We start from the raw sequence: 23,681 nt of genomic DNA, 5'->3' as shown, positions 1-23,681 counted from the left end.
GTAATTATTCAGCTTATGAAACCTCTTTTCAATCTGTTGAGCAGTCTGCTTATCCTACTGGCGCTGACCAGTTGTGACAGAACCATTAGCTGCGAAGGGGAAGCCAGCGAGCCGCAGCCCTGCCAGGCCGGACCTTTGCCCTTCACTAGCTTGGAAACTGAGTATGGCTGCACGTACACTCGGAACTTAGTGCTGGATGGTGCTCCCACTACGTCCAGCGGCATAATCCGCACTCAGGCCGAATTCAACCAGCGGGTAAGCGGGGCGTGTCATCCGCAAATCGATTTTGCTAAGTATGATCTGATTATCGGCCAGCAGGTGCTGGGCGGTGGCGCTAGTTCCAGCGCCACGTACGTCTACCAGCGCAATTGCACCGAAGCCGGGCGGATACTGCAGGTGACGTTAAAAATGGGCGTTACAAACGACCTGCCGCTGGTAAGCTACCACGTGCTGGTGCCCAAGCTGCCAGCCACCGAAACGGTGAAAGTGGAGGTGCAAGTGCTGCCGGCGCCGTAAGCTGACTTTACGCTACGCAAAAAAACGGCCGCCTTCCCAATCGGGGAGGCGGCCGTTTTGCGTTTGCGAGGCCGGGTGCTATGGCGTTCATCCAGTGGCATAAATTCATGGCCGAGGTACGGCAAAGGGACCAAAAGCCAGCGCGCCAACGCCGGCAAGCATAGCAGCAAGCAGTGTCTTAGCAACAATCAGGAGTGGAGATGGACGCAGTAAAAGAATGCGCCGCTAAGCTCTGGCGAGCGTGAATAAATGGAAGTGGTATGCTGGGAAGGCAATCTTTTCTGAATAAACTTTGAATTGCAAAGTTCTTTGGTTTATGTTTGTGCACTTCAAACTTACCCCGCCGCGATGCGCTACGTCTTCCGCTCTCTGCCCTACCTGTTACTGCTGGTCGCCTACGCCGCCGCCAAGCTGGCCTATGCCGCCGCCGGCACGGCCGATGTGCGCTGGCTGCTGGCCCCCACCAACGCGCTGGTGGAGCTGCTGCTGAGCTCGGCCTCGGAATTCGTGCCGGGGCGGGGCTACGTGCATCCGGCCCTGGGCATCGTCATCGACAAGTCGTGCGCGGGCGGCAACTTCGGGCTGCTGAGCGCGCTGCTGCTGAGTGCTACCTACCTGTGGCAGCGGGGCCCGCGGCTGGTCCTGGCGCTGCCGCTGCTGGTGCTGCTGGCCTACCCGCTCACGCTGCTCGTGAATGCGGCCCGCATTGCCGGGGCCGTGCGGCTGGGCCAGCTGCTGCCCCCGGCCCTGGCGCCGGCCTGGCTGCACGAGGCCCAGGGGACGCTGGTATACCTGTTTTTCCTGCTGGCCGCCTACGCCGCGTTGCGCCAACTGCTTCATAAAGCTGACACTTTTAAAGCTGATAGCTACTAGCTGTTAGCTGACAGCTTCCGGCCAGGGTTGAGCCAATAGCCGCCTGAATTACTCCAGAAACCTAAGCCCTAAAAAAACATGCGCACCTTCCTCAATCCGCGGTGGCTGTGGCTGCTCAATACGCTGCCGGTGGCGTTGCTGCTGCTATTTTTCGGGGCCGAATACCACGTGATTCAGAGCCTGCTGGAGCCGGCGGGCCAGCTGGCCTGGCAGGTGCTGGGAGCGGCGCTGCTGGGGCTGGGGCTGCTGCACGCGGCCTACGCGGGCTGGCTGGTGGCCCGGCGGCGGCGGCTGCCGCTGAGCTACGCGCCGGTGGTCCTGGCCGCCTACATCGGGCTGCTGTACGCCTACGGCGTATACAACGGGCAGCTGTTCCCGTTCAGCGTGCCGAGCTGGATGGTGCCGGCCGATTTGCCCCTGTATGCCGGCACCTTCCTGATGCCCACATTGGCCCACGCCGCGGCCGTGCTGGTGCTGCACCTCACGCCCGCAAGCCGCGAATTTAAAGCTTGGCCCAACTTTGTGGCCGCGCTGGCCGTGCCGGCGGTCTGGTACCTGTTTGTGCAGCTGGTGCTGCCCTTCTGGCACTCGGGGGGCGGACGGGCAGGCGAGCACGCGCTGGTGGTGCTGCTGATTACCGGCACGCTACTGTTTCTGCTGGCCCTGAGCCGGGGCGTGTACCTGCTGGCGCGCCGGCAGGCGGGCGCCTGGGCACCCTACCGCTGGCTGGGGGTGCTGCTGGTGGCCGGGGTGCTGCCGCTGCTGGGTCTGGCCGTCAACAATGGCGAGTTGGGCCTGCGGGGCTTCAGCCAGAGCGAGGGCGGCATTTTCGGCGACTTCTCGGGGCCCTGGTGGTACGGGCTGGCGGTGCTCAACGCGGCCCTGCTGATTTGCCCCAACCCGGCCGGCCGCCGGGCACGGCTGGCGCTGTTTCTGGGCCGCGGGGTGCTGTTTGGCTACACGCTGTACTTCTTTCTGGTGTTTCTGCCGTTTCTGCCGCTCTCGGTAGTAGCCGTGGCGGCGCTGGGGGTGGGGTTTCTGCTGCTCGCGCCGCTGGTGCTGTTCATTGTGCACGTGCGGGTGCTCAGCCACGATTACGCCGCGCTTCGGCCCCACTTTGGGCGGCGCGGACTGCTGGCGGGGCTGCTACTGGCCGGTGCGGTGCTGCCGCTGGCCGTGGCCGGGCAGTATGCCTGGCACCGCGCCACGCTGCACCGGGCCCTCAACTACGTGTATCTGCCCAATTATTTTCAGCGGGCCGCGGATGCGAAAGTGGATACGACGGCCCTGCGCGCCGTGCTGGGCAGTGTGCGCCACCACAAAAGCCGCAATGGCGCCTCCATCACCGGGGCCCGGCTGCCCTACCTGTCGTCGTTCTACAACTGGCTGGTGCTCGACAACCTGACGCTTCCTGAAAGCAAAGTGGAGCTACTGGAGCAGGTGTTTTTCGCCCCAGTTGCCGCTGCTGCCGCTGCCCCAACCGCCGTGGCTTCCGCCCCCGACCAGCCAACGCCGGAGGTTGCGGCCCTGGCGGTGCCAACCGTTGGCCGCGCGGAGGCAACCAACCCGGCGGCCCCGCGCCTTACCAGCCTGAAGGCCCGCAGCCGCTACGACGCCCGCCAGCGGGTATGGGTTAGCTGGCTCGACCTCACGATTACCAACAGCCCGGACCTCAGCCAGGCCGAGTACACCACCCAGCTGGCGCTGCCCGCGGGCTGTTTCGTGAGCAATTACTACCTCGATATGGCCGGCCGGCGCGAGTTTGGCATCCTGGCCGAAAAGCGCGCCGCCACCTGGGTGTACCGCCAGATTCGGGATACCAACCGCGACCCAGGCCTGCTGACCTACCGAAACGGCAACGAGCTGGACCTGCGCGTGTTTCCGTTTGCCGCCGGCGAGGTGCGCCGCACCGGCCTGGAGCTGCTGCATCCCGAGCCGCTCACGCTGCAACTCGATGGCCAATCGGTGCAGCTGGGGCAGGCAGGGCCGGAAGCCCAGGTGCCCGCCGCCCCCGCCACCTGGGCCGCTGGTGGGGCCACCTACGTGAGCGCCGCCCAAAAAGCCGCGTTGCCGCTTGTGCGGCGGCAGCCCTACTACCACTTTCTGCTGGATATGTCGGCCGGAAAGCAGCCGTACTGGGGGCCATACCGGCAGCTAATGGACGCCGCTATCAAACAGTCGGGGCAGGATTACGAGACTATCGAGGCCAGCTTCGTGGGTAGCCGGGTGCGGCGCATCACCCGGCGGGGCCTGATGTGGCTCGATGCGGAAACGCTGACCGCCGAAGGGGGCTTCTTCCTCGACCGGGCCATCCGGCAGACGCTGGTACGGGCCGCCGAAACGCCCGTGCCGCGCTACCCGGTGCTGGTCGTGCTGTCAGACGATTTTCAACGGGCCATTCTGCCCACCAACTTCGCCGATCTGCGCCACGCCTTCCCCGAATCGGACCTGTTCTACGAGCTGCGGGCCGATGGCCGGTTTGTATCGCACTCGCTGCTGCACGAGCCCGCCGTGGCGCTCGATACGCTGGCCGCGCCGGTGCCGGCCGGCCCCGTGGTAGCCTGGCCCAACGCCAATAGCCCCGTCGCGTATTTGCCCGCCAATGGCCAGCCCGAGCTGGTATTCCCCGATACGCTGGCGGCTCAAAGCCTGGCCACGCTACGCCCCCGCGACTGGCGTGCCGGCCTGGCATTGCAGGCCGGGTGGCGCCGGCAGCTGCACCACCCCGAAACCGGCGAAGCCGCGGGTCGCCAGCTGGTGCAGGCCAGTTTCCGCACGGGGCTGCTCACCCCGCTCACGGCCTACCTGGCCCTCGAAAACGACGCGCAGAAAGCGGCCCTGCGGCGCAAACAGGCCGAAATGCTGGCCGGCCACTCGGCGCTGGAGGCCGAGGAAGACCGCCGCATGTCGGAGCCCGGCGACTGGCTGGTGGGGGCGCTGCTCGCGGCCGGGCTGGCCTGGCAGGGCTGGCGGCGCTACCGCCGAGCGGGGCTGGTAGCGGGCTAAGCTGACTTTTTGGGGCAAGTCGCGTATAGGAAGGCTCTCTCTCTGCTCTTCCCATGAAAAAATCAAACCCGCTCTACCCGCTGGTTGCCGTTGTTGCCTACACCGGACTGGGCATTATCGGGCTGGTGGCCGTGTACATTGCGGCTTCCGTGGTCCTGTCGGCCATTCCGGTGGCCGGCGACGAAACCAAGCCCGCGCCGGACGCAACCACCGTAACGGTGTACCTGCTCTCCAACGGCGTGCACACCGACCTGGTGGTACCCGTGCGCAGCCCCCAAAAAGACTGGACGCAGTTTATTTCCTATGCCGATACACCCGCCAACGACACCAGCCAGGAGTTTGTGGGCTTCGGCTGGGGCGACCGGGGCTTCTACCTCGACACGCCCACCTGGGCTGAGCTCGAACTCAGCACCGGTATAAAAGCCATGTTCTGGCTGGGCACCACGGCCATGCACACCACCTTTCATCACCGTCCTGAAGTGGGTCCCAAGTGCGTGCAACTCACGCTCACGCCTGCCGAATACGACCGGCTCATCCGCTTCATCGAAACCAAGTTCGAGTTGGACGCCCAGGGCCGCCCGCAGCAGATCAGGGGCCACAGCTACGGCAAAAACGACGCGTTCTACCTGGCCAACGGCACCTACAACCTCTTCGACACCTGCAACAGCTGGACCAACCGGGGCCTGAAAGCCGCCGGCCAGCGCGCCGCCCTCTGGACGCCCTTCGACTTCGGCATGTTCTGGCACTATTAGGTTTTTTGAGCTTCTAGCCAGTAGCTGCTAGCCCCCGTTCGAAAACGCCTGCTTCTGTGCACAAAAAAGGGGCGCCGCACTCAACTGAGTGCGGCGCCCTTTTTGTGCACAGAAGCTAACAGCTAACAGCTTAATTAAGCCAAACCTGGGCTACGGGCTCGAAGCGCTGGCGGGCAAAAGCCCCGTAGGGTCGCTCGGCATAAAATCCCAGCACATGCACCTGCCAATCGCCCGAGCGGGCGTTGCGGCGCATTTCCACCGGGTACACCTGCCCACGCGCAGGCCAGTCGCCGATGTAGTCGGCCGGACGATTCCGGGCATTCACGCACCGCGCATAGTGCTGCACCGGAAGAGGGACGGGAAGCTTCGTTTTTGACATATACAAAGATAAGGATATTATCGATAAAAACTAACGTGATTAGTCTTGAAATCTGAATTAAACAGACTCCCTGCTACAGTTTAGCTTAGCTAAAAACTGATTCAGGCGCTGCCTGTAACAGCAATAGATAGTTTTTGTTTTAATATTTTGGAAAATATATGTTACCGAGAATTGCTAAAAATAATGGGCGTAATTAATGAACTAAACCGCGAGCCGGTTAGGGGCGCTTTAGCACCTGGAGCGTGGCGGCACCGGCGGCAGTTTCTACCCGCAGCAGGTACACCCCGGCCGGATAGGCCGATAGGTCGAGCGGAGCGGATGGCTGCCGGAAGCGGTAAACGGCCAGCTGCTGCCCCAGCACCGACAGCAGCCGTACGGTGGCGGGCGCGGCGGGCAGTTCCAGTTGCACCACGCCCGTAGTAGGGTTGGGGTAGAGGCGGACACCGGCCAGCGTTGCCGGGTTGGTTTTGGTGGGCACCTGCTGGTAGCCGGCGGTGGCAGCATCGGCGGTGGCCTGCAACTCGGCCAGCGAGGGGGCTGCCAGCACCGCAAAAGCCACCGTCACCGAGTCGGCGGGGGCCAGGTAGGGCAGAGCGGCGCCCACTACCTGAGCCGCGTCGGTGCCAGCTGGCAAGCCGGCGGTGGCGTTGGTGGTGCCGCTACTCAGCGTCAGCCACTTTTCGGCCCGACTGAAGCCATCACTCAGGCGCACCGGGCCCGTGGGGGCGGCCGGGCTGTTATCGAGGCTGAAGGCGCTGGGCTGGCCGCCGGCCAGGTGCTGCACGCCGGCGTAAATGGTTGGGCCGGGCGCGTCGTACACGTAGCCCAGGTGGCGGGCAGCATCCCACTGGGCCACGTTGCGGGCGGGGTCGGTGGGCAGGTCCCAATCCATGAACAAGCCCAGGTGCAGCGGCCGGAGCGTGTCGGCGGTGAGGTTGGTAAGCTGGTATTCGAGCAGCACGTAGTTCTGGTGCGGGGCCGCTGCCCGGGCCGTAGCCCGCTGGCGCAGGGCCACGCCTACCGTGCCGGGTGCCGCTACTGTGGGCAGGGCGTCGCGCAGCCGGCCTTCGGCCCGCTGGTTGGGCGCGGCCTCGGGCAGGCGACGCACCTGGGCCACTGACTCGAAGTCGGCGTCGGTGCCGAGCTTGTCGTTGCGCACGTTGCTGGAGAGGCGCGTGGCCGAGGTGGCCAGCAGCAGCCCGCCCTCAGCTAGCAGCGGCGGGCCCTGGCGGTAGTGCACGCCTTCGCCGCGGCTGGGGTCGGTGGCCTCGTAGCCCAGGTTGCCGCGGCTGGTGAGCGTGAGGCGCAGGTTGTTGGCATCGAGCACCACGTAATCGGGGTTGAGCAGCAGGGTTTCGTACTGGTCTTCGGTGTAGCCGCTGGCTTCGTGGTGCAGGCGGTAGCGCAGCACGGCCCGGGTATTGAGCGGTATGGCGGTGGCCGCCACGGCCAGCCGGAAGGGCGCGGCGGCGTTGTCGGCTTCGGCTAACGTGGCCAGCAGGCCGGTGCTGCTGAACTCGCCCTGGCGCACCAGTACGTAGGGCGAAAGGGAGGTGAGCGTAACGGTGAGGCCCGGCAACTCGCGCAGCAGGTTCTGCACCCGCACCGCCAGCTGCAGCGTGTCGGCCGCCCGGTAAAAGGTGCGGTCGGGGGTGGCCGTGCGGCTCACTACCCGGGCCGAAAAGGGCTGCTCGGATACGGCCCGGAACACGTTCAGGCGGCCCGAACCCAGCCGGCCGGCGTAGGCCACGTTGCCCGGCAGGTCGTCGATGAAATCAGTGGTACGCCGGATTTGAGCGGCCACCTGAGCGGCGTTGAGTTGCGGAAACCGGCTGCGCACCAGCGCCGCGGCTCCGGCCACCTGGGGCGCGGCAAACGACGAGCCGCCCGTTTTGGTGTAGTCGGTGTCGGTAAAGCCCAGCGTGGTGATGATGCCTTCGCCGGGGGCCGATAAATCAATCCGGTGGCTGAAAGTGCCAATCAGGCTTCGCTCGTCGGTGCGGGTGGTCGGGGCCACCGACACCACGTGCTGGTAGCTGGCCGGGTAGAAGTCGAGGTCCTGGGGCGTGTTGCCGGCGGCGGCCACCACTACCACGTCGTGGTTGAGGGCGGCGTAGCTGATAACGTCCTGCTCGAAGCGCGAGGGCGCGCCCACCCCGCCCCACGACAGATTGATGACCTGGCAGCCGTGGTCGGCGGCGTACACGATGGCCTCGTAGCCCCCAAACGAGCCCTGCGGGGTGGAGGAATAGATTTTCAGGGGCATAAACCGCGACTTGTAGCCCACGCTGGCAATGCCGCGGCCGTTGTTGGTGGCCCCGGCTGCCACCCCCGTTACCATCACCCCATGGGCCAGGTCGGTGGGGTTGCGGGCGCGCTCGGGGTCGTTGTCGTGGTCGGCGAAATCCCAGCCGTAGTAGTTGTCGATGTAGCCGTCGCCGTCATTATCAATCCCGTCGATGGGGTCGAGGCGGTTGAGCTGATTCTGGCCCGCCAGGTCTTCGTGGGTGAAGCGGGTGCCGCCGTCCAGGATGCCGATGACGATGCTCGTGTCGCCCCGCGTGAGGTTCCAGGCCTGGTAGGCGCGAATATTTCGGAGGTAATACTGCCCCGCGGTGCCCGCCGAGTCGGCCTGTGGGTCGTTGGGTTGCTGGAGCGGCTGGTAGTGGTAGAGCGGCTCGGCGTACTCGATTAGGCCGGTTTTGAGCAGCCGCTGCCGCATCTGTTCCGGTGTGGTGCCGGCGGGCAGCGTCAGTTCGTAGAGCAGGGTCAGGTCCACCAAACCGGCCTTCGCAACCCCGGCGCGGGCAGCCGGGGGCGGGGTGGCCCTCGGGAACTTGGGCCGGGCGGTGGCCCCGAAGGCGCGCAGGGTGGTGGTGAGGGCGGCCGGCAGCGTGGCCGGCCCCGGCCGGCGCGACCCGGCTGCCGCGGCGTCGGCTTTCAGCTTGAAAACCAGCGTGCCCGGCTGCACCGTGCGGGTAGGCGCGGCCGACGGTGCGGCCGACTGGGCCACGGCCGTGGCGGCACAACCCAGCAGCAGCGCGGCGCAATAAAACCAGCGTAGAGTTAACAGCATAGTAGCAGGGAAACAGGGGAGAAGCGCGCGGCGGCCGGGCAGTCAGGCAAACGAAACTGTGACCCCGGTGGATTGGTTCGGGCGGGTTCGGGGCCGATTCCGTAAATTTAGCCAGCCCGAAGCAGTCGGCCCCTGCTTTTCGCTGAAGCAGCGACGCCGGTTGGCTTCAGGGCCCGCAGGCTACTTTCCCACCCTTATCGTTTTACATGACCACCACCACCGACACCACCCACAAGCACCAGGCCACCCTCGACGCGGCCGTGGAGGCCCTGCACGGCCGCACGTTCTTCGCCGCCTTCCCCGAAAACCCCTCGCCCGACATCTACGGAGCCGATGCCGACAAGGACGGCCGGGCCAAGTTCAAAGCCCACCGCGACCAGCGCTTTACCGAGTTGCAGCAGGGCGAGCCCGCCGGCTGGGCCGGCCAGGAAGAATCGCCCTACGAGCAGGCTTCGCTGGGCATAGCGTACCCGTACTATCAGCCCGAAACGCTGGTCGCCAACGCCCAGGAGGTGTTTGGGCAGTGGCGCAAACTCAAGCCCGCCGACCGCGCCGCGCTGCTCACTGAAACGCTGGAGGGCATGAAGGAGCGGTTTTTCGAAATTGCCTACGCCACCATGCACACCACCGGCCAGGCCTACATGATGTCGTTTCAGGCCAGCGGCCCGCACGCCGCCGACCGGGCGCTGGAGGCCATTGCCGCCGGCTACGAGGAGCAGACCCGCTTCCCGGAGGAAACCCGCTGGGAGAAGCCCATGGGCAAGTACAACATCACGCTCAACAAAACCTGGCGCGCCGTGCCCAAGGGCGTGGCCCTCGTTATTGGCTGCTCCACGTTCCCGACCTGGAACACGGTGCCCGGCATGTACGCCTCGCTGGTAACCGGCAACCCGGTCATCATCAAGCCCCACCCCAAAGCCGTATTGCCTATCGCCATTGTGGTGGCCGAGGTGCAGAAAGTGCTGGTGGCCCACGGCCTCGACCCGCGCATCTGCCAGCTGGCCGTGGATGCCAACGACCACCTGATTGCCAAGGAGCTGGCCGAGAATCCGGCCGTGAAGCTCATCGACTACACCGGCGGCTCGGCCTTCGGCGAGTACATTGAGGGGCTGAAGGGTAAAACGGTGTTCACCGAGAAAACCGGCGTCAACTCCATCATCCTCGACTCCTGCGACGACCTCGACAAGGTGGCCCAGAACCTGGCCTTCTCGGTGAGTTTGTACTCGGGCCAGATGTGCACCGCGCCCCAGAACTTCTTCATTCCCGAAGGCGGCGTGAAAGTGGCCGGCGAGCTGGTGCCCTACGAAGACGTGGTGCAGAAGCTGGCCGCCGCCGTAACCGGCCTGGCCCAGAACCCCAAGGCCGGCCCGCACGTGCTGGGCGCCATCCAGAGCGCCACCACCCACGAGCGGGTGCGCGACCTGGCCCTCGAAGGCAGCCGCTCGGTGCTGGCCCACGGCGCCGTGGAAAACCCGGTCTTCCAGAACGCCCGCACTTGCTCGACGAGCATTCAGGAAGTTGATGCCAGCCGTGTCGAGCAGTTCAGCCAGGAGCTGTTCGGCCCGATTATGCTCATCATCAAAACCCGCGACACCCAGGAAAGCATCCGGCTGGCTTCTGATCTGGCCCGCGAGTACGGCGCCATTTCGTGCGGCGCCTACACCACCGACCCGGCCATTAAGGAGCAGATTATGGACGAGATGAGCCTGGCCGGCACGCCCGTCAGCTTCAACCTGACCGGCGGCATCTACGTGAACCAGAACGCGGGCTTCTCCGACTTCCACGTTACCGGCGGCAACCCCGCCGGCAACGCCAGCTTCACCAACCCCGAATTCGTTATCAAGCGCTTCACCTGGGTAGGTTTCCGCGAGCCGGCTGTGTAAGCCACAAGCCACAAGCTGCAAGCCACAAGCTTTACGGCCGGTCATCCTGAACAAAGCGAAGGACCTTATCACGCCAGAACGACCGTAACAACGACTCGTTTCAACGTAGTAAGGTCCTTCGCTTTGTTCAGGATGACCGGCCGTAAAGCTTGCAGCTTGTAGCTTGTAGCTTGTAGCTTGCAGCTAACGAGCCTTCTTGTACTTGTACTTTTTGGGCGCGTCTACCATCCGGAATTTCTGGGGGTCCTTGGCGTTCAAATCGATGCCCAGACCGATTGGGCTGCGGTTTTTGTAGGAGCGCGACTTGTCGTTGGAACGCTTGACGGAGGTGTTGCTGAAACGGGTCGGGCGCTCCAGGGCTGCGTCTCCGCTGGAACAGGCGCTGGTGCCCACGAGTAACAGGCCCAGAGCAGAAAAGAGTAACGTAAGTTTCATAATAAACGGGGCTAAATGACGGGTGGTAACCGCTCGGCCAACTACGAATTGCAGCAGCAGCTCAGTTACTTATTCAGTCTTTGTACCCCAACCCGCATCAAAAGGATACAGCGGCCGCGGAATAATACCAGCCGCTGCCCGCAAGCATCACAAACTCAGCAGCTCCCGAAACCGGCCCGACTGCTGGCGCGATACTTCCACCTCGGGCCCGCCCCGCAGCCTGATTTTGAGCGTGTTGCTAAACCAGGGCTCGATGCTTTCCACCCAGTTCAGGTTGATGATCTGCTGGCGGTTGGCGCGGTGGCGGCCTGCTACAGCAAGTCGCGCAGGTCCTGCCGCAGGTTGTCTACGCCGCGCCGGATTTCGTCCCACACGCCCGGCTCAGTCGCGGAAGCGGTGGCCTTCGTGTCGGCCGAAGTGGTGGTAGCCTGGTGCAGCTTGGCGAGCAGGCGGGCGCGCTTGGCTTCGAGCGCCTCGGCGTGTTGCTGATAAGTGGCCGTAGAGCCGGCTACCGTGGCGTGGGCCCGCCGGTGCAGGGTCTGGATTTTGACATCCAGCTCGTCGAGGGCGTGCTGCAAATCGGCGGCGCTCAGATGCGTCGGAACGCGGACATGGTCGGGGTTGGGAACGGTAGCCATTGCCAGGGGAAAGAAAGTGGAGCCCGACCGTACCAGCAGGCCGGCCGCAGCTAAAGAAACGGCGGTTTTTCGCCCGGGGTTGCTTTCACGCATCCCCCCAAACTGCCGGCAGCCCCAGCTCGCGGGCCAGCGGCGCAGCGGCCGAGGTGTAAAGCAGCCCCAGCAGTTCGTTTACGGCCGGAGCGTACTCGATGCGGTAATCCTCGTGGAGCTTGCCGAGCTGTTTGAGCACGTCGTGGGTGCGGCGCGCCAGGTGCTGGAGCAGGGGCTGGGTGGGGCCGTGCAGGCGGGCCACGGCGGCGGGCTGCTCGCGCAGCACGTTGGTCAGCAGCCGTAGCGTCAGCTCGATTTCGCCCTGGGTATCGCCCGTCACCTTGGCGTGGTAGGCCAGCCGCTGCTGGAGCTGCCGCACGATGTGCAGCAGGTCGTTGGGCGTCTGGTGGAAGCCGCGCACCGGGTCATCGACCTGCTGTTGCAGGGCCTGGCGGCGGATTTCCAGCGCGTCGTCGCCCTCCAGCAGCCGGAACGTGAGCCGCTCGACCAGCACCGCGTCTTTGGCCACAAGCTTTACAAGCAACTGGTCTTTTTCTTTGGCCGGCAGTGCCAGCAGGGCCTTGCGCAGGTCGGGGGCGAACATTAGTTGGTCGTCTTCGTGGCGCCCAGCTTCATCTTATAGAGCCGGAACGGGTACTGCACGCGGTCCTGGCCGTTGTTCCACTTGGGCAGCAGGTTGATTTGGGCAGCCGTGAGGTAGAGGTAGCCATCGGGGCCGATGGAAAAAGTGTCGGGCCAGTGCAGGCGCGGGTCCTGGGCCACGGTTTCGAAGTGGCCGGCGGGCGTTACGCGGCGCACGGCGTGGTTGGGCGAGTCGGTGAGGTACACGTTGCCCGCCGCATCGGCCAGCATGCCGTGCGAGACGCCGGTTTCGCCCACCTCTTCCACCTTGGCGGCCACCTGCCGGGCGCTCAGACTGGCATCGCGCAAATACTCGGTTTTGATGCGGTAAAGCTTGGTCTGGTTGATGGCCCGGAAGTATAATAACTCAAAATCGTGGGTCAGGGCAATGCCGTTTACGTTGCTGCTGAAGGCCTTGCCGTCCTCGTCCTTCACCTCGCGGCCGTCGATGCGCAGCACGAAGCCCGGCGCGGCCTTCGTCGATTTATCGCCCTGCAACAGCAGGCGGCTTTTGCCGGTTTGCAGGTCCAGGACCACAATGGCGGCCAGCTTGGGGTCGGAGAGGTAGGCCACCTGCCGGCGCGTATCAATGCGCATGTCGTTAAGGCCGCTTCGCTCGCGGGGGATGTCCTCGAAGCGGTAAATGCGCTCCACCTGGTTTGTTTTCAGGTTGATTTTCAACAGCTTGATGCCCGCAATCAGCGGGGCCCCGTCGCCGGGATTGGCCGGGTCGAGCACCCAGAGGTTGTCCTGCTGGTCGACGAAAACCGTTTGCACGCTCACGAAACGGGTGCGCGCCTGCAACGAGTCCCACTGGTTCCACTCGGCGTTGGGGTAGGGGATGCGCTGCCCGTTCACGATTTCCGTGAGGCCGTAGTCGTAGTTGGTTTTCGTTTTAGGAAACGTGACGAAGATGCGCCCCTGCTGCGACACGGCCACGCCAATGGGCTGGTGCTTGCCGAATTCGGCTACTTCGAGCACGGGGGTACCGGCCGTTTGGGCGCTGGTGGAGAGGGTAGTCATGGCGAGCAGCAGCAGAAAAAGGAGCGGTAGTTTCATCAGGGAAAGCGCGGCACGAAAAGCCAGTGCGGTGTGGCCCGCTGGCTACATGGTGGCCGCGTAAACGTCCTACGGCGGCGGTCGGGGCCGGGTTAATCGTCGCCGCGGGGCGCAACCTTCCGTCGGTGGGCTGGGTAGGGAAAAGCTCCCCACTCCCTTCCACCGCTCTTCTTACTTCTGCATGCGCCTGCTTTCCTTTGTTCTACTGCTGGCCCTGCCGCTGCTGCCAGCCACGGCCCAAACCGCCCCCAGGCTCACCAAAGGCCGCGTGCTACGCCACGCCCCCGCCCTCGACCAAATTCTGAGCCCCAATGCGCGGCTGGAAATAGTAGGCTCGGGTTTCACCCACCTCGAAGGCCCGCTGTGGGTGGCCGACAGCAGCATGCTGCTTTTTTCGGACCCCAGGACGCGCACTATTTACCGGTGGTCGGAACCCAGCGGCTTGTCGAAGTTCCTGGAAAATACGGGCTACACCGGCCGCCTGCCCTACGGCGAGGAGCCCGGTACCAACGGCCTGGCCCTCGACGGCCGCGGCAACCTGCTGCTCTGCCAGCACGGCGACCGGCGCGTGGCCCGGCTGCCCCTGGCCCAGAAAAGCGGCCTGCTCACCCTCACCGATAACTTCGAAGGCCGGCGCTACAACAGCCCCAACGACGTAGTAGCCCACCCCAGTAACGGCGCCATTTACTTCACCGACCCGCCCTTCGGCCTGCCCGAGCAGGAGCAAGACCCCCGCCGCGAGCTGCCCCTAAGCGGCGTGTACCGGCGCGATGCCCGGGGCAAAGTCAGCCAGGAAATAACTGACCTCTCGCGGCCCAACGGACTGGCCTTTACCGCTGACGGCCGCACGCTCTACGTCTCCAACGCCGACTCGCTACGCCCGGTCATTATGCGCTACGACGTGCGCCCCAACGGCCGGCTGCGCAACGGCCGCGTGTTCTTCGACATGGCCACGCTGCCCAAAGTGCGCTTCGGCGAGGTACCCGACGGCCTCAAAGTCGACCAGGCCGGCAACGTGTACGCGGCCGGGCCGGGCGGCCTTTCCATCCTCTCGCCCACCGGCCAGCTGCTGGGCACCCTCGACCCCGGCGAAACCGTGACCAACTGCGCCTGGGGCGACGACGGGGGCCGCACGCTCTACCTCACGGCCGGCTCGTTTCTGTGCCGCATCCAAACGCAGGCCCAGGGCGTAACGGCCCCGCAACGGTAGCTGCTCTAGTTACCTCGCCAGCCCCGCCCGAGCCGGTAGGCGGACACGGCGCCGAGCAGAAGCAACAGCAGCGTGGAGTTGCGCCAGTCGTGAGTCCATAGTTGAACTAACTTACTTTCCAGCCAAGACGTGGAGTTGTGCTCACTGCCAAACTCCACTACGTTGTTGCACATTACCAGATTATATAAATCAGAAAACTTTTTATCTATCTGTTTGGGCTTGGAAGTGAATACATACAGAGCATAAGGCTCATGCCGGATGTCAACCCAGTACCTCCTCATATTGTACATATTGCACCAATCCAATAACTGAACTAGACTGGAATAACTAGCATGTTGGCCAAGCTGTACTCGCAGGCCCCGGTTGTGGTTGGGGTCGGCTTCCAGGCGGCGAAAAACAGCTTGAGCACCATGCAAGGCGAAGTAATCTTCAAATAGATTGCCCGTTACCGCGAAAGTTTGCCAGGGACGGAAGGCTGCTATTGTAGCTGGGGACGAGTAAGGGAGAAAATAGTCGCCTTTATAATAGTCAGCGGGTACATTAGGGTCAGGTTTTAAAGGGGGAAAATTCACTTCTATCACATAATGAGGCTGCATCCCCCACATCTGCGGCAGCGCCACGCAGCCCAGCCACAGCAGCCACGCCAGTGCCAGCAGGCTCGGGGGCAGCAGCAGGTGGCGGCGGTGACGGCGGGGAAGGGGTAGCAGGAACACGGGTAGCACGTACAGAATGAAAGAATAATCAACGGAAGATAACCCGTTTCCGACATAAGCTGTCTGCAACCTCAACTCAAAACCTGAATTCAGGGTTAGCAGGGACCCTGACCTACCTGTTTCCTCTTTGATGCCTTACCGCTTACCCGCCACGCTGCTGCTACTGCCCCTGCCGGCGCTGGCCCAAACCGCCCCAACGCCCGCCGCCGCCCCGCCCGATTCCGCCCGCACGGTAGCCCTGCCCGAAGCCACCGTGGCCGGCTACGGCCAGCAGTTGCCGTTGCGCCGCACCGCCGCCGCCGTAGGCGTGCTGAGCCGCGCCGATTTTGAGCGGTTTCCTGATAACGCCCTCACCCAGGCCGTAAACACGCTGCCGGGCGTACGGCTGGAAGAGCGGGCCACCGCCAGCTATCGGCTCAGCGTGCGGGGCAGCACGCTCCGCTCGCCCTTCGGGGTGCGCAACACCAAGGTGTACTACCAGGGCCTGCCGTTCACCGAAGCCAGCGGCAGCACGCCCCTCAATCTGCTCGACCCCAGTTTGCTGGGCGGGCTGGAAGTGCTGAAGGGCCCGGCCGCCAGCGTGTATGGGGCCGGCACCGGCGGGGCCGTGCTACTAAGTGGCCGCCGCCCCACTGCCCCCGGTGCGCACGTATCAGCGGGCTTTACGGCCGGCAGTTACGGGCTGCGGCGCACCACGGCGGCTTTCGAAACGGCCAGCACCACCGGTTACCTGCGCGCCGCCTATGCCCGCCAGACCCTCGACGGCTACCGCCAGCAAAGTGCCCTGCGCCGCGACGTATTCACGCTCGACGGCGAGTGGCAGCCTACTGGCCGCCAGACGGTAAGCATGCACGCGCTCTACACCGACATTGATTACCAGCTGCCCGGCGGCCTCACACGGGCCCAGTTCGAGGCCGACCCGCGCCAGGCGCGGCCGGGAACGGCCACTGCGCCCGGAACTGTGGCCCAGCGCACTTACTATGCCGCCCGCGCCGCCCTGCTCGGAGCCACCCACGAAGCCCGCTTCGCCGAGCGGCTGAGTTTGCGCTCCACGCTTTACCTGAGCGGCAGCCGCATCAACACGCCCTACCTGATTGATTTCGAGCGCAACACGCTGCTGGGCGGGGGCGGGCGCACGGTGCTCAGCTACCGCACGGCCCTGGCCGGCCGCACCCTGCGTGTGCAAGCCGGCGCCGAGGGCCAGACGGGTTTCAAGAGTGCCCGCAGCTACCAGAACCGCGCCGGCCAGCCCGGCCCGCTACGCTACGACGACGAAATCCGCACCCTCACCGGCTTTGCCTTCGCCCAGGCCGACTACGAACTGCCCGCCGAGCTGCTGCTCACCGTGGGCGCTAGCTACAACCGCCTGCGCTACCGCATCAGCCGCCTTTCCGACGCGGCCACTAACCCCGACGGCTACGAGCTGAGCCGCGACTTCCGGCCCCAGGTGTCGCCCAGGGTGGCGCTGCTGCGCGAGTTTGGGCCGGGGCTGGCGGTGTACGGCAGCGTGAGCACGGGCTTTTCGCCGCCCACCGAGGAGGAAATCCGGCCCTCCGACGGCTCCATCAACCAGGCCCTGCAAGCCGAGCGGGCCACCAGCTTCGAGCTGGGCGCCCGTGGAAAGTTCTGGCAGCAACGCCTCAGTTATGATGTAGCCCTCTACGACCAGCGCCTGCGCCAGACAATCACCACCCGCACCACCGACCTGGGTACCCAGCTCTTCCTGAACGCCGGCACCACCCGCCAGCGCGGGGCCGAGGTGGCCGTGAGCGGCTGGCTGTGGCAGTTGGGAGCCGCAAGCTACAAGCCGCAGGCTGCAAGCCTAGGCGGGCGGGCGAGTGGGAGCGGGACCGGAGCCGGATTGTCGGTAGGTCTGCGGGCCTTCGTGAGCTACGCTTACAACCATTACCGCTTCGGGAGCTACGAAACGGGAGGGAAGGACTACAGCGGCAACCGCCTCACCGGCACCGCCCCCCACACCCTCACGGCCGGCCTCGATTTCAGCGAGCGGCATGGCTTCTACCTCAGCCCCACCGTCAACCACCAGGCCCGGCTGCCCCTCAACGACGCCAACACGGCCTACGCCGCCGGCTACTGGACCTTCGGCAGCCGCGGCGGCTGGCGCGGCCAGCTTGGTCCGCTGGCGCTGGATGTGTTTGGCGGCGGCGAGAACCTGGGCAACCGCCGCTACGCGCTGGGCAACGACCTCAACGCTTTCGGCGGCCGCTATTTCCAGCCCGCTACCGCCCGCAACTGGTACGCCGGGCTGGCCGTGAAGTGGTGATTAATATAGTCTGTAGGACAGGGTTGAAATAACTGTCATTCTGAGCAGCGCGAAGAATCTCGCGTGCCACAGTAATCCTGTCGTAAGGAATTACTGTGGCACGCGAGATTCTTCGTCCCTGTTTTGATACGCCACATGCTCAGAATGACACTCGACTCAATCAGACTCTAACTCCTGTCAACTACACCTTTACCGCTTTACCGGTACGGGCAGCTTCGTAAATGGCCTGGATGAGGCGGATGTCGCGCAGGCCCTCTTCGCCGGGTGTTTTGGGCGTTTTGTTCTGGAGCACGCACTCGGCCATGTGGTCGAGCTCGGCGGCGAACTGGTTGCCCTCCTTGAGTGGGGGCTCGTGCTGACCGTCCTTGTCGCCAATGGTCATGCGGTGCCGGTCGTAGTCGGTAGCGGGGTCGAGGTCGAGCCAGGCCTGGGAGCCGAATGCCCGGAACCGCTTGACCTGCTGGATGCTGTAGGCGCTGGTGCAGGTGGCCAGCGTGCCGCCGGGGAAGCGCAGCGTGAAATGAATCCGGTCTTCGACTTCTTTGAAGCGCGGGTCCGATTTATCGGTCATCTCCTGGGCTGTAACCTCGGTGGGCTCCTCGCCGGTGAGGTAGCGGGCGGCGTTGAGCGAGTAAATGCCGATGTCCATGAGCGAGCCGCCGCCGGCCATTTTCCGCACCACGCGCCAGGTATCGGCCTTGTCGCCCACCGGGTCTACGATGCGGCCGTGGTCGGCCGTGATTTGCAGCAGCTTGCCCAGCTCGCCGCGGCGGATGCGGGCAATAGCCTCCAGGTTGAAGGGCTCGTACTGGGCGCGGTAGGCAATCATGAGCTTCTTGCCGGCCTGCTGGCAGGCGGCAATCATGCGCTGGCACTCGGCCACGGTGGGAGCCATGGGCTTTTCGCTGAGCACGTGCTTGCCGGCCCGGGCCGCCCGCTCGGTGTACTCGGCGTGCAGGGCGGGCGGCAGCACCACGTACACCACGTCCACCTCGGGGTTGTCGCGAATGGTATCGAAGTTCTGGTAGGTATAGATGTTCCTGGCCTCGACGTCGTACTCGCGGGCCAGGCGGGCGGCCTTGTCGGGCGAGCCGCTGACCAGGGCCACGATGCGGGCGTGCCTGGTTTCCTTGAAGGCAGGCATCATCTGCTCGGTGGCAAATTTGCCCAGGCCCACGATGGCAAAGCCAATTTTCTTCTGGTCGGCGTGCTGCATAGCTGGTTCGGTTGAGGAGAGGGGGAAGGCGGCGGCCGGACCGACCACCGCGGCCAGGGCCGTGCCCAGTCCGGCCCGGCGCAGAAACTGCCGCCGCGAGGCCGGCGAGGTAGAGCGGTCCATAGAAAAAAGGATGGGAGAGAAGCTCGTTCAACGGACCGGAAAAGCCGGGTGTTGCGCCGGGCGCGCAGCTTTTCCGCAAGCTCGGCAGTACCGTAATTGCCCTAATCAAGCAAAAAGCCCCTTTGCCGCGGAGGCAAAGGGGCTAAAGTGGGCAGATAAGCGGCCAGCCCGCGGGGCAATTTAGCGGCCCCGTGCGGCGGGCTTAGCGGTTGTTGTCGTCGATGGGGTTGTTGAAGCCCGTGATGCGCAGCTCGTCGCTGGTCGATTCGGTATCGGGGTCGGGGCCGGTGGTGGCGCCGCTGGGCGTGCCCGACATGGCGTCTTCCAGCTGTTCGCTCGTGTCGAGCGTGCCTTCCTCGTCTTTTTTGTAGCCGTACAGCTCCTCGCGGTGCTGGCGCTGCTCCTCGGTCAGGCCGGAGTTTTTGGCGTCGAGGGCGGCGGCGGGGTCCTGGTTGGGCTTGGCGGCCGAATCGTTCTTTTTATCGTTGCTCATCAGAGAAAATAGTCAGAAGTGAAGAAAAAGACCCGGCGCCCTTAGTCGTTGTGGGGCATTTCGTCTTCCTTGCCCGAGCCGGGAATACCGCGGCCATTGTCGGGGCGGAAGGCGCTGAACTCGTCGGGGTTGTCGTTCTGGCCCACGTTGGGGTTGCTTTCCTCCACTGCGTCGGAGGCGGGGGCTTTGGTGCGGTTGGCGGGCTCGTTGGTAGGCCAGTTGCTGGTGCCGCCGCCGTAGCGCGGGTCGTCCTTGGCCCAGCCCTCGCGCTGCTCGTCGTACTCGGCATCTTCGACCTGGCGCACGGCGGCCGGATCGAGGTTCTGGGGGGCGCTGCCACGCTGCTCGCTAAAGGCAACCGGAGGGGCCGACTCGCCGCCGTTGGTTACGCTTTCGCCCTCGTTGGCCGGCGCGGCGGGATTGTCGGGGTGGCCGAAGCTGCCGTACTGGGGCGTATCGTTGGCGGCCTGCGAAGGGTCGCGGGAGGTATCGGGGTTGTTGAGCGGGTTGGTCGACATAAGAAAAGAGTAGGAGTAGGGGAGAATAGGGAAGAAACGGCGGCATAGGTAGCCGCCGTTGCCATTCATACGTAAACTCCGGGGAAATGGCGGTGTCTGGTTGTGCTTGCGCCGATTCCGCCGTGCTATTCTTTCCTCTTTTTTACCCTTTCTATGCCTCTCTCCGTTCAGCATCAACCCGAAAACCAGGAATTTACCGTTTCGCAGGAGGGCCACTCGGCCGAGCTTTCCTACAGCCGCCCCACCGAGGGCGTCATCGACTTCACCCACACCTTCGTCGAGGAAGAGCTGCGCGGCCAGGGCATCGGCGACGAGCTGGCCAAGGCCGGCCTGGCCTACGCCCGCGAAAACAACCTGAAAGTGCGCACCACCTGCTCCTTCATGGCCGGCTACGTAGCCCAGCACCCCGACTACCAGGATTTGCTGGAGTCGAACTAACGGCTCGATAAGCCGAACCACCGCTAGCAAAAAGCCCCTGACGTCTGCCATGACGTCAGGGGCTTTTTGCTAGCGGTGGTTCTCCGTTCAGCCTACCGGCGCACTTCTACGCGGCTGGTGTAGGTTACCCCGTCGGCGGTTACGCGCAACAGGTACAAGCCCTCGGCCAGCGCCTGCACGTCGAGCGTGGCGGCCTCGGTGGCCGACAGCGGCTGAGTGCGGCCGAGCACCTGCTGACCCAGCATGTTGTAGAGGCTGATACTGGCGGCCGGCCGGCCTTTGAGTTGCGGCAGGCGCAGCTGCAGGCGGCCGGTGGCCGGGTTCGGGAACACCTCCAGTCCCTCGCCCAGACGGGCCGCGGGGGTGGTAGCCGTCACGGTTACGCAGTTGCTGCTGTGCTGCCCGATGTTGTCGTACACGTCGGTGCCCAAGAAGGTCCATTCGGACCGGGCATTGGCCCAGCGCTTCTGGCCCTGGTTTACCGTGGCCTTGCGTACGAGTGTGGCATCGGTAGTAGTTCCGCCGCCGGGCAGCTGCCAGCCGCCGGTGGGCTGCTGGCCAATAACGCCGATAATGTCGAGCGTATCAGTGCCGTCCATCAGTAGCAGGGCATCATCGCCATTGAAGAAGCCGATGCCCGACTCCAGGTCGGTCTGGGCTTTTACAACGGGCGAGACTACGCCGGTATTGGCAATTACGTACACCTCGCCGGGGGCAATGGTGCCGGTCAGCTCGGCCGTAGCGTTGGGGGTGGTTTTGCCGTTGGCAAACAGGCTCACCGTAATGCCTTCCAGGTCGATGGGGGCATTTGAGGGGTTGTAGATTTCAACCGCCTTGGTGTTGCTGGCCTTGCCCTCGATGTACTCCGAGAAAAACAGCGTAGTGCAGGGCGCCGCGGGCGGGGCCACATCGTCGTTGAGAATGGTCAGCTCGTGGGTGCGGATGGGGCCCAGCACTGCGCCGCCCGTAGCAGGCGCGCCCAGCGCCAGCAGCACCGTTTCGTTGGGCTCCGACAGCAAATCACCCACCACCGACAGCGTGACGGGCAGGGTCTGGTTTACCTGGCCGGCCGCGAAGGTGAGGCTGGTCGTCGTCAGGGTGTAGTCGGCGGGCGTGGCGGCGGTAGTGCCGGCCGCCTGCACGGTTACCGGAATGGTAACGGCGGCCGTAGGGGCCGCGCCGGTCAGCGTTACGTTCACGGTGTAAGTGCTGGTGCCGGCGTTGCCTTCCGTAATACTGCCCTTGGCGGCCGCAAACTGAAGGGTAGGGGCCGCACCGTCGTCGTTGAGGATGGTCAGCTCGTGCTGGCTGGGGCCGCCCACGGCCGCGCCGGTCGAGGGGTTGGTCAGGGCCAGCACCACCGTTTCATCGGCCTCGGGGGTCAGGTCGCCGTTGATGGTTACCGTAACCGGCAGCGTCGTCTGGCCGGCGGTAAAGGTCAGCGTCTGGGGCGAAGTGAAGGTGAAATCCTGGCCGCTGGTGGCTGTAGAGGTGGCCGCCAGGCTCAGCTGCACCGTGAACGAAGCCGTTGGGGCGGGGCTGATGGTGATGTTGGTGGTGTAGGTGCTGGTGCCGCTGTTGCCCTCGGCAATGCTGCCGGTAGCCGTGGCAAACGCGAAAGTCGGCAGCACCTGGAAGCCCCAGGCGCGGGCCACCAGATCGGGGTAGGCAATGTAGGGGTTGAAATTGCCCTGGCTTTTGGCCACGCGGCGGTTCCGCTCCCGCTCGCGGGCATCAACCGGGTCGGCCATGTGCCACTGGTAAAGGGTGTTCAGGTCGGCCGCAGCCGAAATTACGTCTTTGCCCGGGTCGAACTGCTGGCCCTGGTGCATGGTGTAGAAGTAGAAAATGGCCCGGGCCAAATTGCCCTTGTGGTCTTCGCGGGGCTCAAACTGCGAGTTGGTATCCTCGCTGTACTCGTCAATGTTGGTGGTCGGAATCGAGGTCTGGCTCGTCGTACCGCGCATCCACAGCTGGGTCTGGGTGTCAGGAATTTCGGCAAACGGGTCGGAGCCGCGGTTCGAGTTCCAGGTGATGTACGTCGGAAACAGGTGGTGAATATCGGAGCGCATGCGCACTTTCTCATCAAACCACGACTGCGGAATGGTATGCTCGCAGTTGATCTGCTTCACAACGCCGGTGCTGGTGTTGGTGGAGTCGAGCTTTACCGTTTCGGTGTAGCCCGAGTACACGCACACGAGCTTGCCGTCCTGGTTGTCGACGTAGTTGTACATTTTGCCGCGGGCCGTGCCGTAGTCCAGCTCCACGCGCTTGCCGTCGTACCAGTTCTGGCGCAGCCAGTCTTTCAGGTTCTGGCCCTGCAGGCTGGTGGGCGGGGCCGTGGGCATAATCTGGGCCGAGGCCGTTTCCAGGCCCCCACCCACGCACAGCACGGCAGTCAATATCCAGGCGAAAAAGTGTTTCATCAAGTACTGAAAAAGGAGAAAATCAAAAACGATTCTTAAAGATCGGGAAAGATTTTTCGCCCGCAAACTCCCGGCTACTGCCGCGTTTATAAGTGGGGCCACGCTTGCCGGAATAAGCAAAAAAAAGCGCCCGACCCTTTGCAGGGCCGGGCGCTTTATCAGCTTTCGGGAGTTCTAAAAACTTACTTGGTTGGCATCAGCACGGTGTCGATAACGTGCGTAACGCCGTTCTTCGACACGGCATCGGCTACCGTTACGGTTGCCATGCCACCCTTGGCATCGTGCAGCATCACCGAGTTGCCGCTGCGGTGTACCGTCAGGTTTTCGCCTTCCACCGTGGTCAGCACCTGGCCATCCTTCAGGTCAGCGGCCATCAGGCGGCCGGGCACTACGTGGTAGGTGAGGATGGTAGTGAGCTTGGCTTTGTTTTCGGGCATCACCAGCGTATTCACCGTGCCGGCCGGCAGTTTATCGAAGGCGGCGTTGGTGGGGGCAAATACGGTAAACGGTCCGTCGCTCTTGAGGGTCGTTACCAGGTCAGCAGCCTTCACGGCCGCTACCAGCGTGGTGTGGTCGGTCGAGTTAACGGCATTGTCTACGATGTCCTTATCGGCCGTCATCATGGCGCCGCCCACCATCACTCCGGCGGGGGTGGTCATTTTCATGTCGGCCATGTCGGCACCCTCACGGGGCTTGGTGGTGGCCTTCATTTTGCCACCCGCAGGCGTTTTGGCCTTTATTTTGGTTTTGCCGTCGTCGGCCACTTTGGTTTTGGTCATCATCCCGTCTTCGGTCGTGACCTTGGTTTTTTCGTCGTCCGATTTCTTGGTCACCTTGCCCTGGGCCATGGCCGAGCCGGCGCTGAGGGTAAAGGAAAGAGCCAGAGCGGAAAGCATGTACTTGTTCATCGGGTCGGGGGTTGAAGTGAAGCGGCTGCCTGAGGCAAGCGCCCGCCTTATACGCCCCGC

At 64.2% G+C, this 23,681-nt stretch carries 21 protein-coding genes; 8 read left to right on the top strand and 13 right to left on the bottom strand.

Annotated features, from left to right (window positions below; all coding sequences use genetic code 11):
* The first annotated feature begins 15 nt into the window (after positions 1–15).
* From BMY67_RS11130 to BMY67_RS11115, 4 genes are all read left to right on the top strand, one after another.
* Positions 16–516, top strand: a complete 501-nt coding sequence (locus tag BMY67_RS11130) for a hypothetical protein (RefSeq protein WP_143069790.1) — start codon at positions 16–18, stop codon at positions 514–516.
* Between the two features lie 348 nt (positions 517–864).
* Positions 865–1,389 carry an exosortase K gene (gene xrtK / locus BMY67_RS11125; protein ID WP_092771419.1) on the top strand — a complete coding sequence of 175 codons (525 nt, stop codon included), beginning with the start codon at positions 865–867 and terminating at the stop codon, positions 1,387–1,389.
* A 78-nt stretch (positions 1,390–1,467) separates the two neighbouring features.
* On the top strand, positions 1,468–4,395 hold the full coding sequence (locus tag BMY67_RS11120; protein ID WP_092771417.1) for an MSEP-CTERM sorting domain-containing protein: 2,928 nt from the start codon (positions 1,468–1,470) through the stop codon (positions 4,393–4,395).
* 53 nt (positions 4,396–4,448) lie between these two features.
* Positions 4,449–5,147, top strand: a complete 699-nt coding sequence (locus BMY67_RS11115) for a TIGR02117 family protein (protein ID WP_092771415.1) — start codon at positions 4,449–4,451, stop codon at positions 5,145–5,147.
* 130 nt (positions 5,148–5,277) lie between these two features.
* Here the strand turns inward: BMY67_RS11115 and BMY67_RS11110 are convergent, their stop codons facing one another.
* Both BMY67_RS11110 and BMY67_RS11105 read right to left on the bottom strand, forming a co-directional pair.
* Positions 5,278–5,526, bottom strand: coding sequence for a hypothetical protein (locus tag BMY67_RS11110; RefSeq protein WP_143069789.1), 249 nt, complete (start codon positions 5,524–5,526; stop codon positions 5,278–5,280).
* A 217-nt stretch (positions 5,527–5,743) separates the two neighbouring features.
* Positions 5,744–8,602, bottom strand: a complete 2,859-nt coding sequence (locus BMY67_RS11105) for a S8 family peptidase (protein ID WP_092771411.1) — start codon at positions 8,600–8,602, stop codon at positions 5,744–5,746.
* A gap of 206 nt (positions 8,603–8,808) precedes the next feature.
* Between BMY67_RS11105 and paaN the strand changes: the two genes are divergently transcribed.
* A complete protein-coding gene (gene paaN / locus BMY67_RS11100) occupies positions 8,809–10,485 on the top strand; it encodes a phenylacetic acid degradation protein PaaN (protein ID WP_092771409.1) in 1,677 nt (558 codons plus the stop codon).
* A gap of 183 nt (positions 10,486–10,668) precedes the next feature.
* On the opposite strand, the gene BMY67_RS11095 is transcribed toward paaN, so the two are convergent.
* The 5 genes from BMY67_RS11095 to BMY67_RS11075 all read right to left on the bottom strand — a co-directional run bounded on the left by BMY67_RS11095 (position 10,669) and on the right by BMY67_RS11075 (position 13,292).
* Complete coding sequence (locus BMY67_RS11095) at positions 10,669–10,920, bottom strand: hypothetical protein (protein ID WP_092771407.1); 252 nt, start codon at positions 10,918–10,920, stop codon at positions 10,669–10,671.
* Positions 10,921–11,067: 147 nt separating this feature from the next.
* Positions 11,068–11,292 (bottom strand): LytTR family DNA-binding domain-containing protein, encoded by a 225-nt coding sequence (locus BMY67_RS11090; RefSeq protein ID WP_394333360.1) that lies wholly within the window; start codon positions 11,290–11,292, stop codon positions 11,068–11,070.
* A complete protein-coding gene (locus tag BMY67_RS11085) occupies positions 11,232–11,558 on the bottom strand; it encodes a hypothetical protein (RefSeq protein ID WP_143069788.1) in 327 nt (108 codons plus the stop codon). Before BMY67_RS11085 ends, BMY67_RS11090 begins: the two co-directional genes overlap by 61 nt.
* 85 nt (positions 11,559–11,643) lie before the next feature.
* Complete coding sequence (locus tag BMY67_RS11080) at positions 11,644–12,195, bottom strand: hypothetical protein (RefSeq protein WP_092771403.1); 552 nt, start codon at positions 12,193–12,195, stop codon at positions 11,644–11,646.
* On the bottom strand, positions 12,195–13,292 hold the full coding sequence (locus BMY67_RS11075; protein WP_092771401.1) for an L-dopachrome tautomerase-related protein: 1,098 nt from the start codon (positions 13,290–13,292) through the stop codon (positions 12,195–12,197). Before BMY67_RS11075 ends, BMY67_RS11080 begins: the two co-directional genes overlap by 1 nt.
* 181 nt (positions 13,293–13,473) lie before the next feature.
* Here BMY67_RS11075 and BMY67_RS11070 point away from each other — a divergent pair, with 181 nt between their 5' ends.
* On the top strand, positions 13,474–14,502 hold the full coding sequence (locus BMY67_RS11070; RefSeq protein ID WP_092771399.1) for an SMP-30/gluconolactonase/LRE family protein: 1,029 nt from the start codon (positions 13,474–13,476) through the stop codon (positions 14,500–14,502).
* 5 nt (positions 14,503–14,507) lie between these two features.
* On the opposite strand, the gene BMY67_RS18965 is transcribed toward BMY67_RS11070, so the two are convergent.
* Positions 14,508–15,215: a hypothetical protein gene (locus BMY67_RS18965; protein WP_143069787.1), complete on the bottom strand. Its 708-nt coding sequence runs from the start codon at positions 15,213–15,215 to the stop codon at positions 14,508–14,510.
* Positions 15,216–15,345: 130 nt separating this feature from the next.
* Here BMY67_RS18965 and BMY67_RS11060 point away from each other — a divergent pair, with 130 nt between their 5' ends.
* Positions 15,346–17,499, top strand: coding sequence for a TonB-dependent receptor (locus BMY67_RS11060; protein WP_092771395.1), 2,154 nt, complete (start codon positions 15,346–15,348; stop codon positions 17,497–17,499).
* Positions 17,500–17,680: 181 nt separating this feature from the next.
* Here the strand turns inward: BMY67_RS11060 and BMY67_RS11055 are convergent, their stop codons facing one another.
* From BMY67_RS11055 to BMY67_RS11045, 3 genes are all read right to left on the bottom strand, one after another.
* A complete protein-coding gene (locus tag BMY67_RS11055; protein WP_092771393.1) occupies positions 17,681–18,838 on the bottom strand; it encodes a Gfo/Idh/MocA family protein in 1,158 nt (385 codons plus the stop codon).
* A 202-nt stretch (positions 18,839–19,040) separates the two neighbouring features.
* Entirely contained in the window at positions 19,041–19,331 is a 291-nt protein-coding gene (locus BMY67_RS11050; protein ID WP_092771391.1) for a hypothetical protein, read from the bottom strand.
* 41 nt (positions 19,332–19,372) lie between these two features.
* Positions 19,373–19,849 (bottom strand): hypothetical protein, encoded by a 477-nt coding sequence (locus BMY67_RS11045; RefSeq protein WP_092771389.1) that lies wholly within the window; start codon positions 19,847–19,849, stop codon positions 19,373–19,375.
* Between the two features lie 153 nt (positions 19,850–20,002).
* Between BMY67_RS11045 and BMY67_RS11040 the strand changes: the two genes are divergently transcribed.
* Positions 20,003–20,287 carry a GNAT family N-acetyltransferase gene (locus BMY67_RS11040; RefSeq protein ID WP_092771387.1) on the top strand — a complete coding sequence of 95 codons (285 nt, stop codon included), beginning with the start codon at positions 20,003–20,005 and terminating at the stop codon, positions 20,285–20,287.
* 92 nt (positions 20,288–20,379) lie between these two features.
* Here the strand turns inward: BMY67_RS11040 and BMY67_RS11035 are convergent, their stop codons facing one another.
* Positions 20,380–22,713, bottom strand: coding sequence for an endonuclease (locus BMY67_RS11035; RefSeq protein WP_092771385.1), 2,334 nt, complete (start codon positions 22,711–22,713; stop codon positions 20,380–20,382).
* 182 nt (positions 22,714–22,895) lie between these two features.
* The gene (locus BMY67_RS11030) at positions 22,896–23,387 is read right to left on the bottom strand and encodes a fasciclin domain-containing protein (protein ID WP_245745020.1); all 492 of its coding nucleotides are present in this window, start codon (positions 23,385–23,387) and stop codon (positions 22,896–22,898) included.
* Positions 23,388–23,681: the final 294 nt, after the last annotated feature.

Origin of the sequence: Hymenobacter actinosclerus, from assembly GCF_900111515.1 — a bacterium.
In the GTDB taxonomy this organism is placed as follows: Bacteria; Bacteroidota; Bacteroidia; order Cytophagales; family Hymenobacteraceae; genus Hymenobacter; species Hymenobacter actinosclerus.
This window is presented reverse-complemented; position numbering and strand designations above follow the sequence as displayed.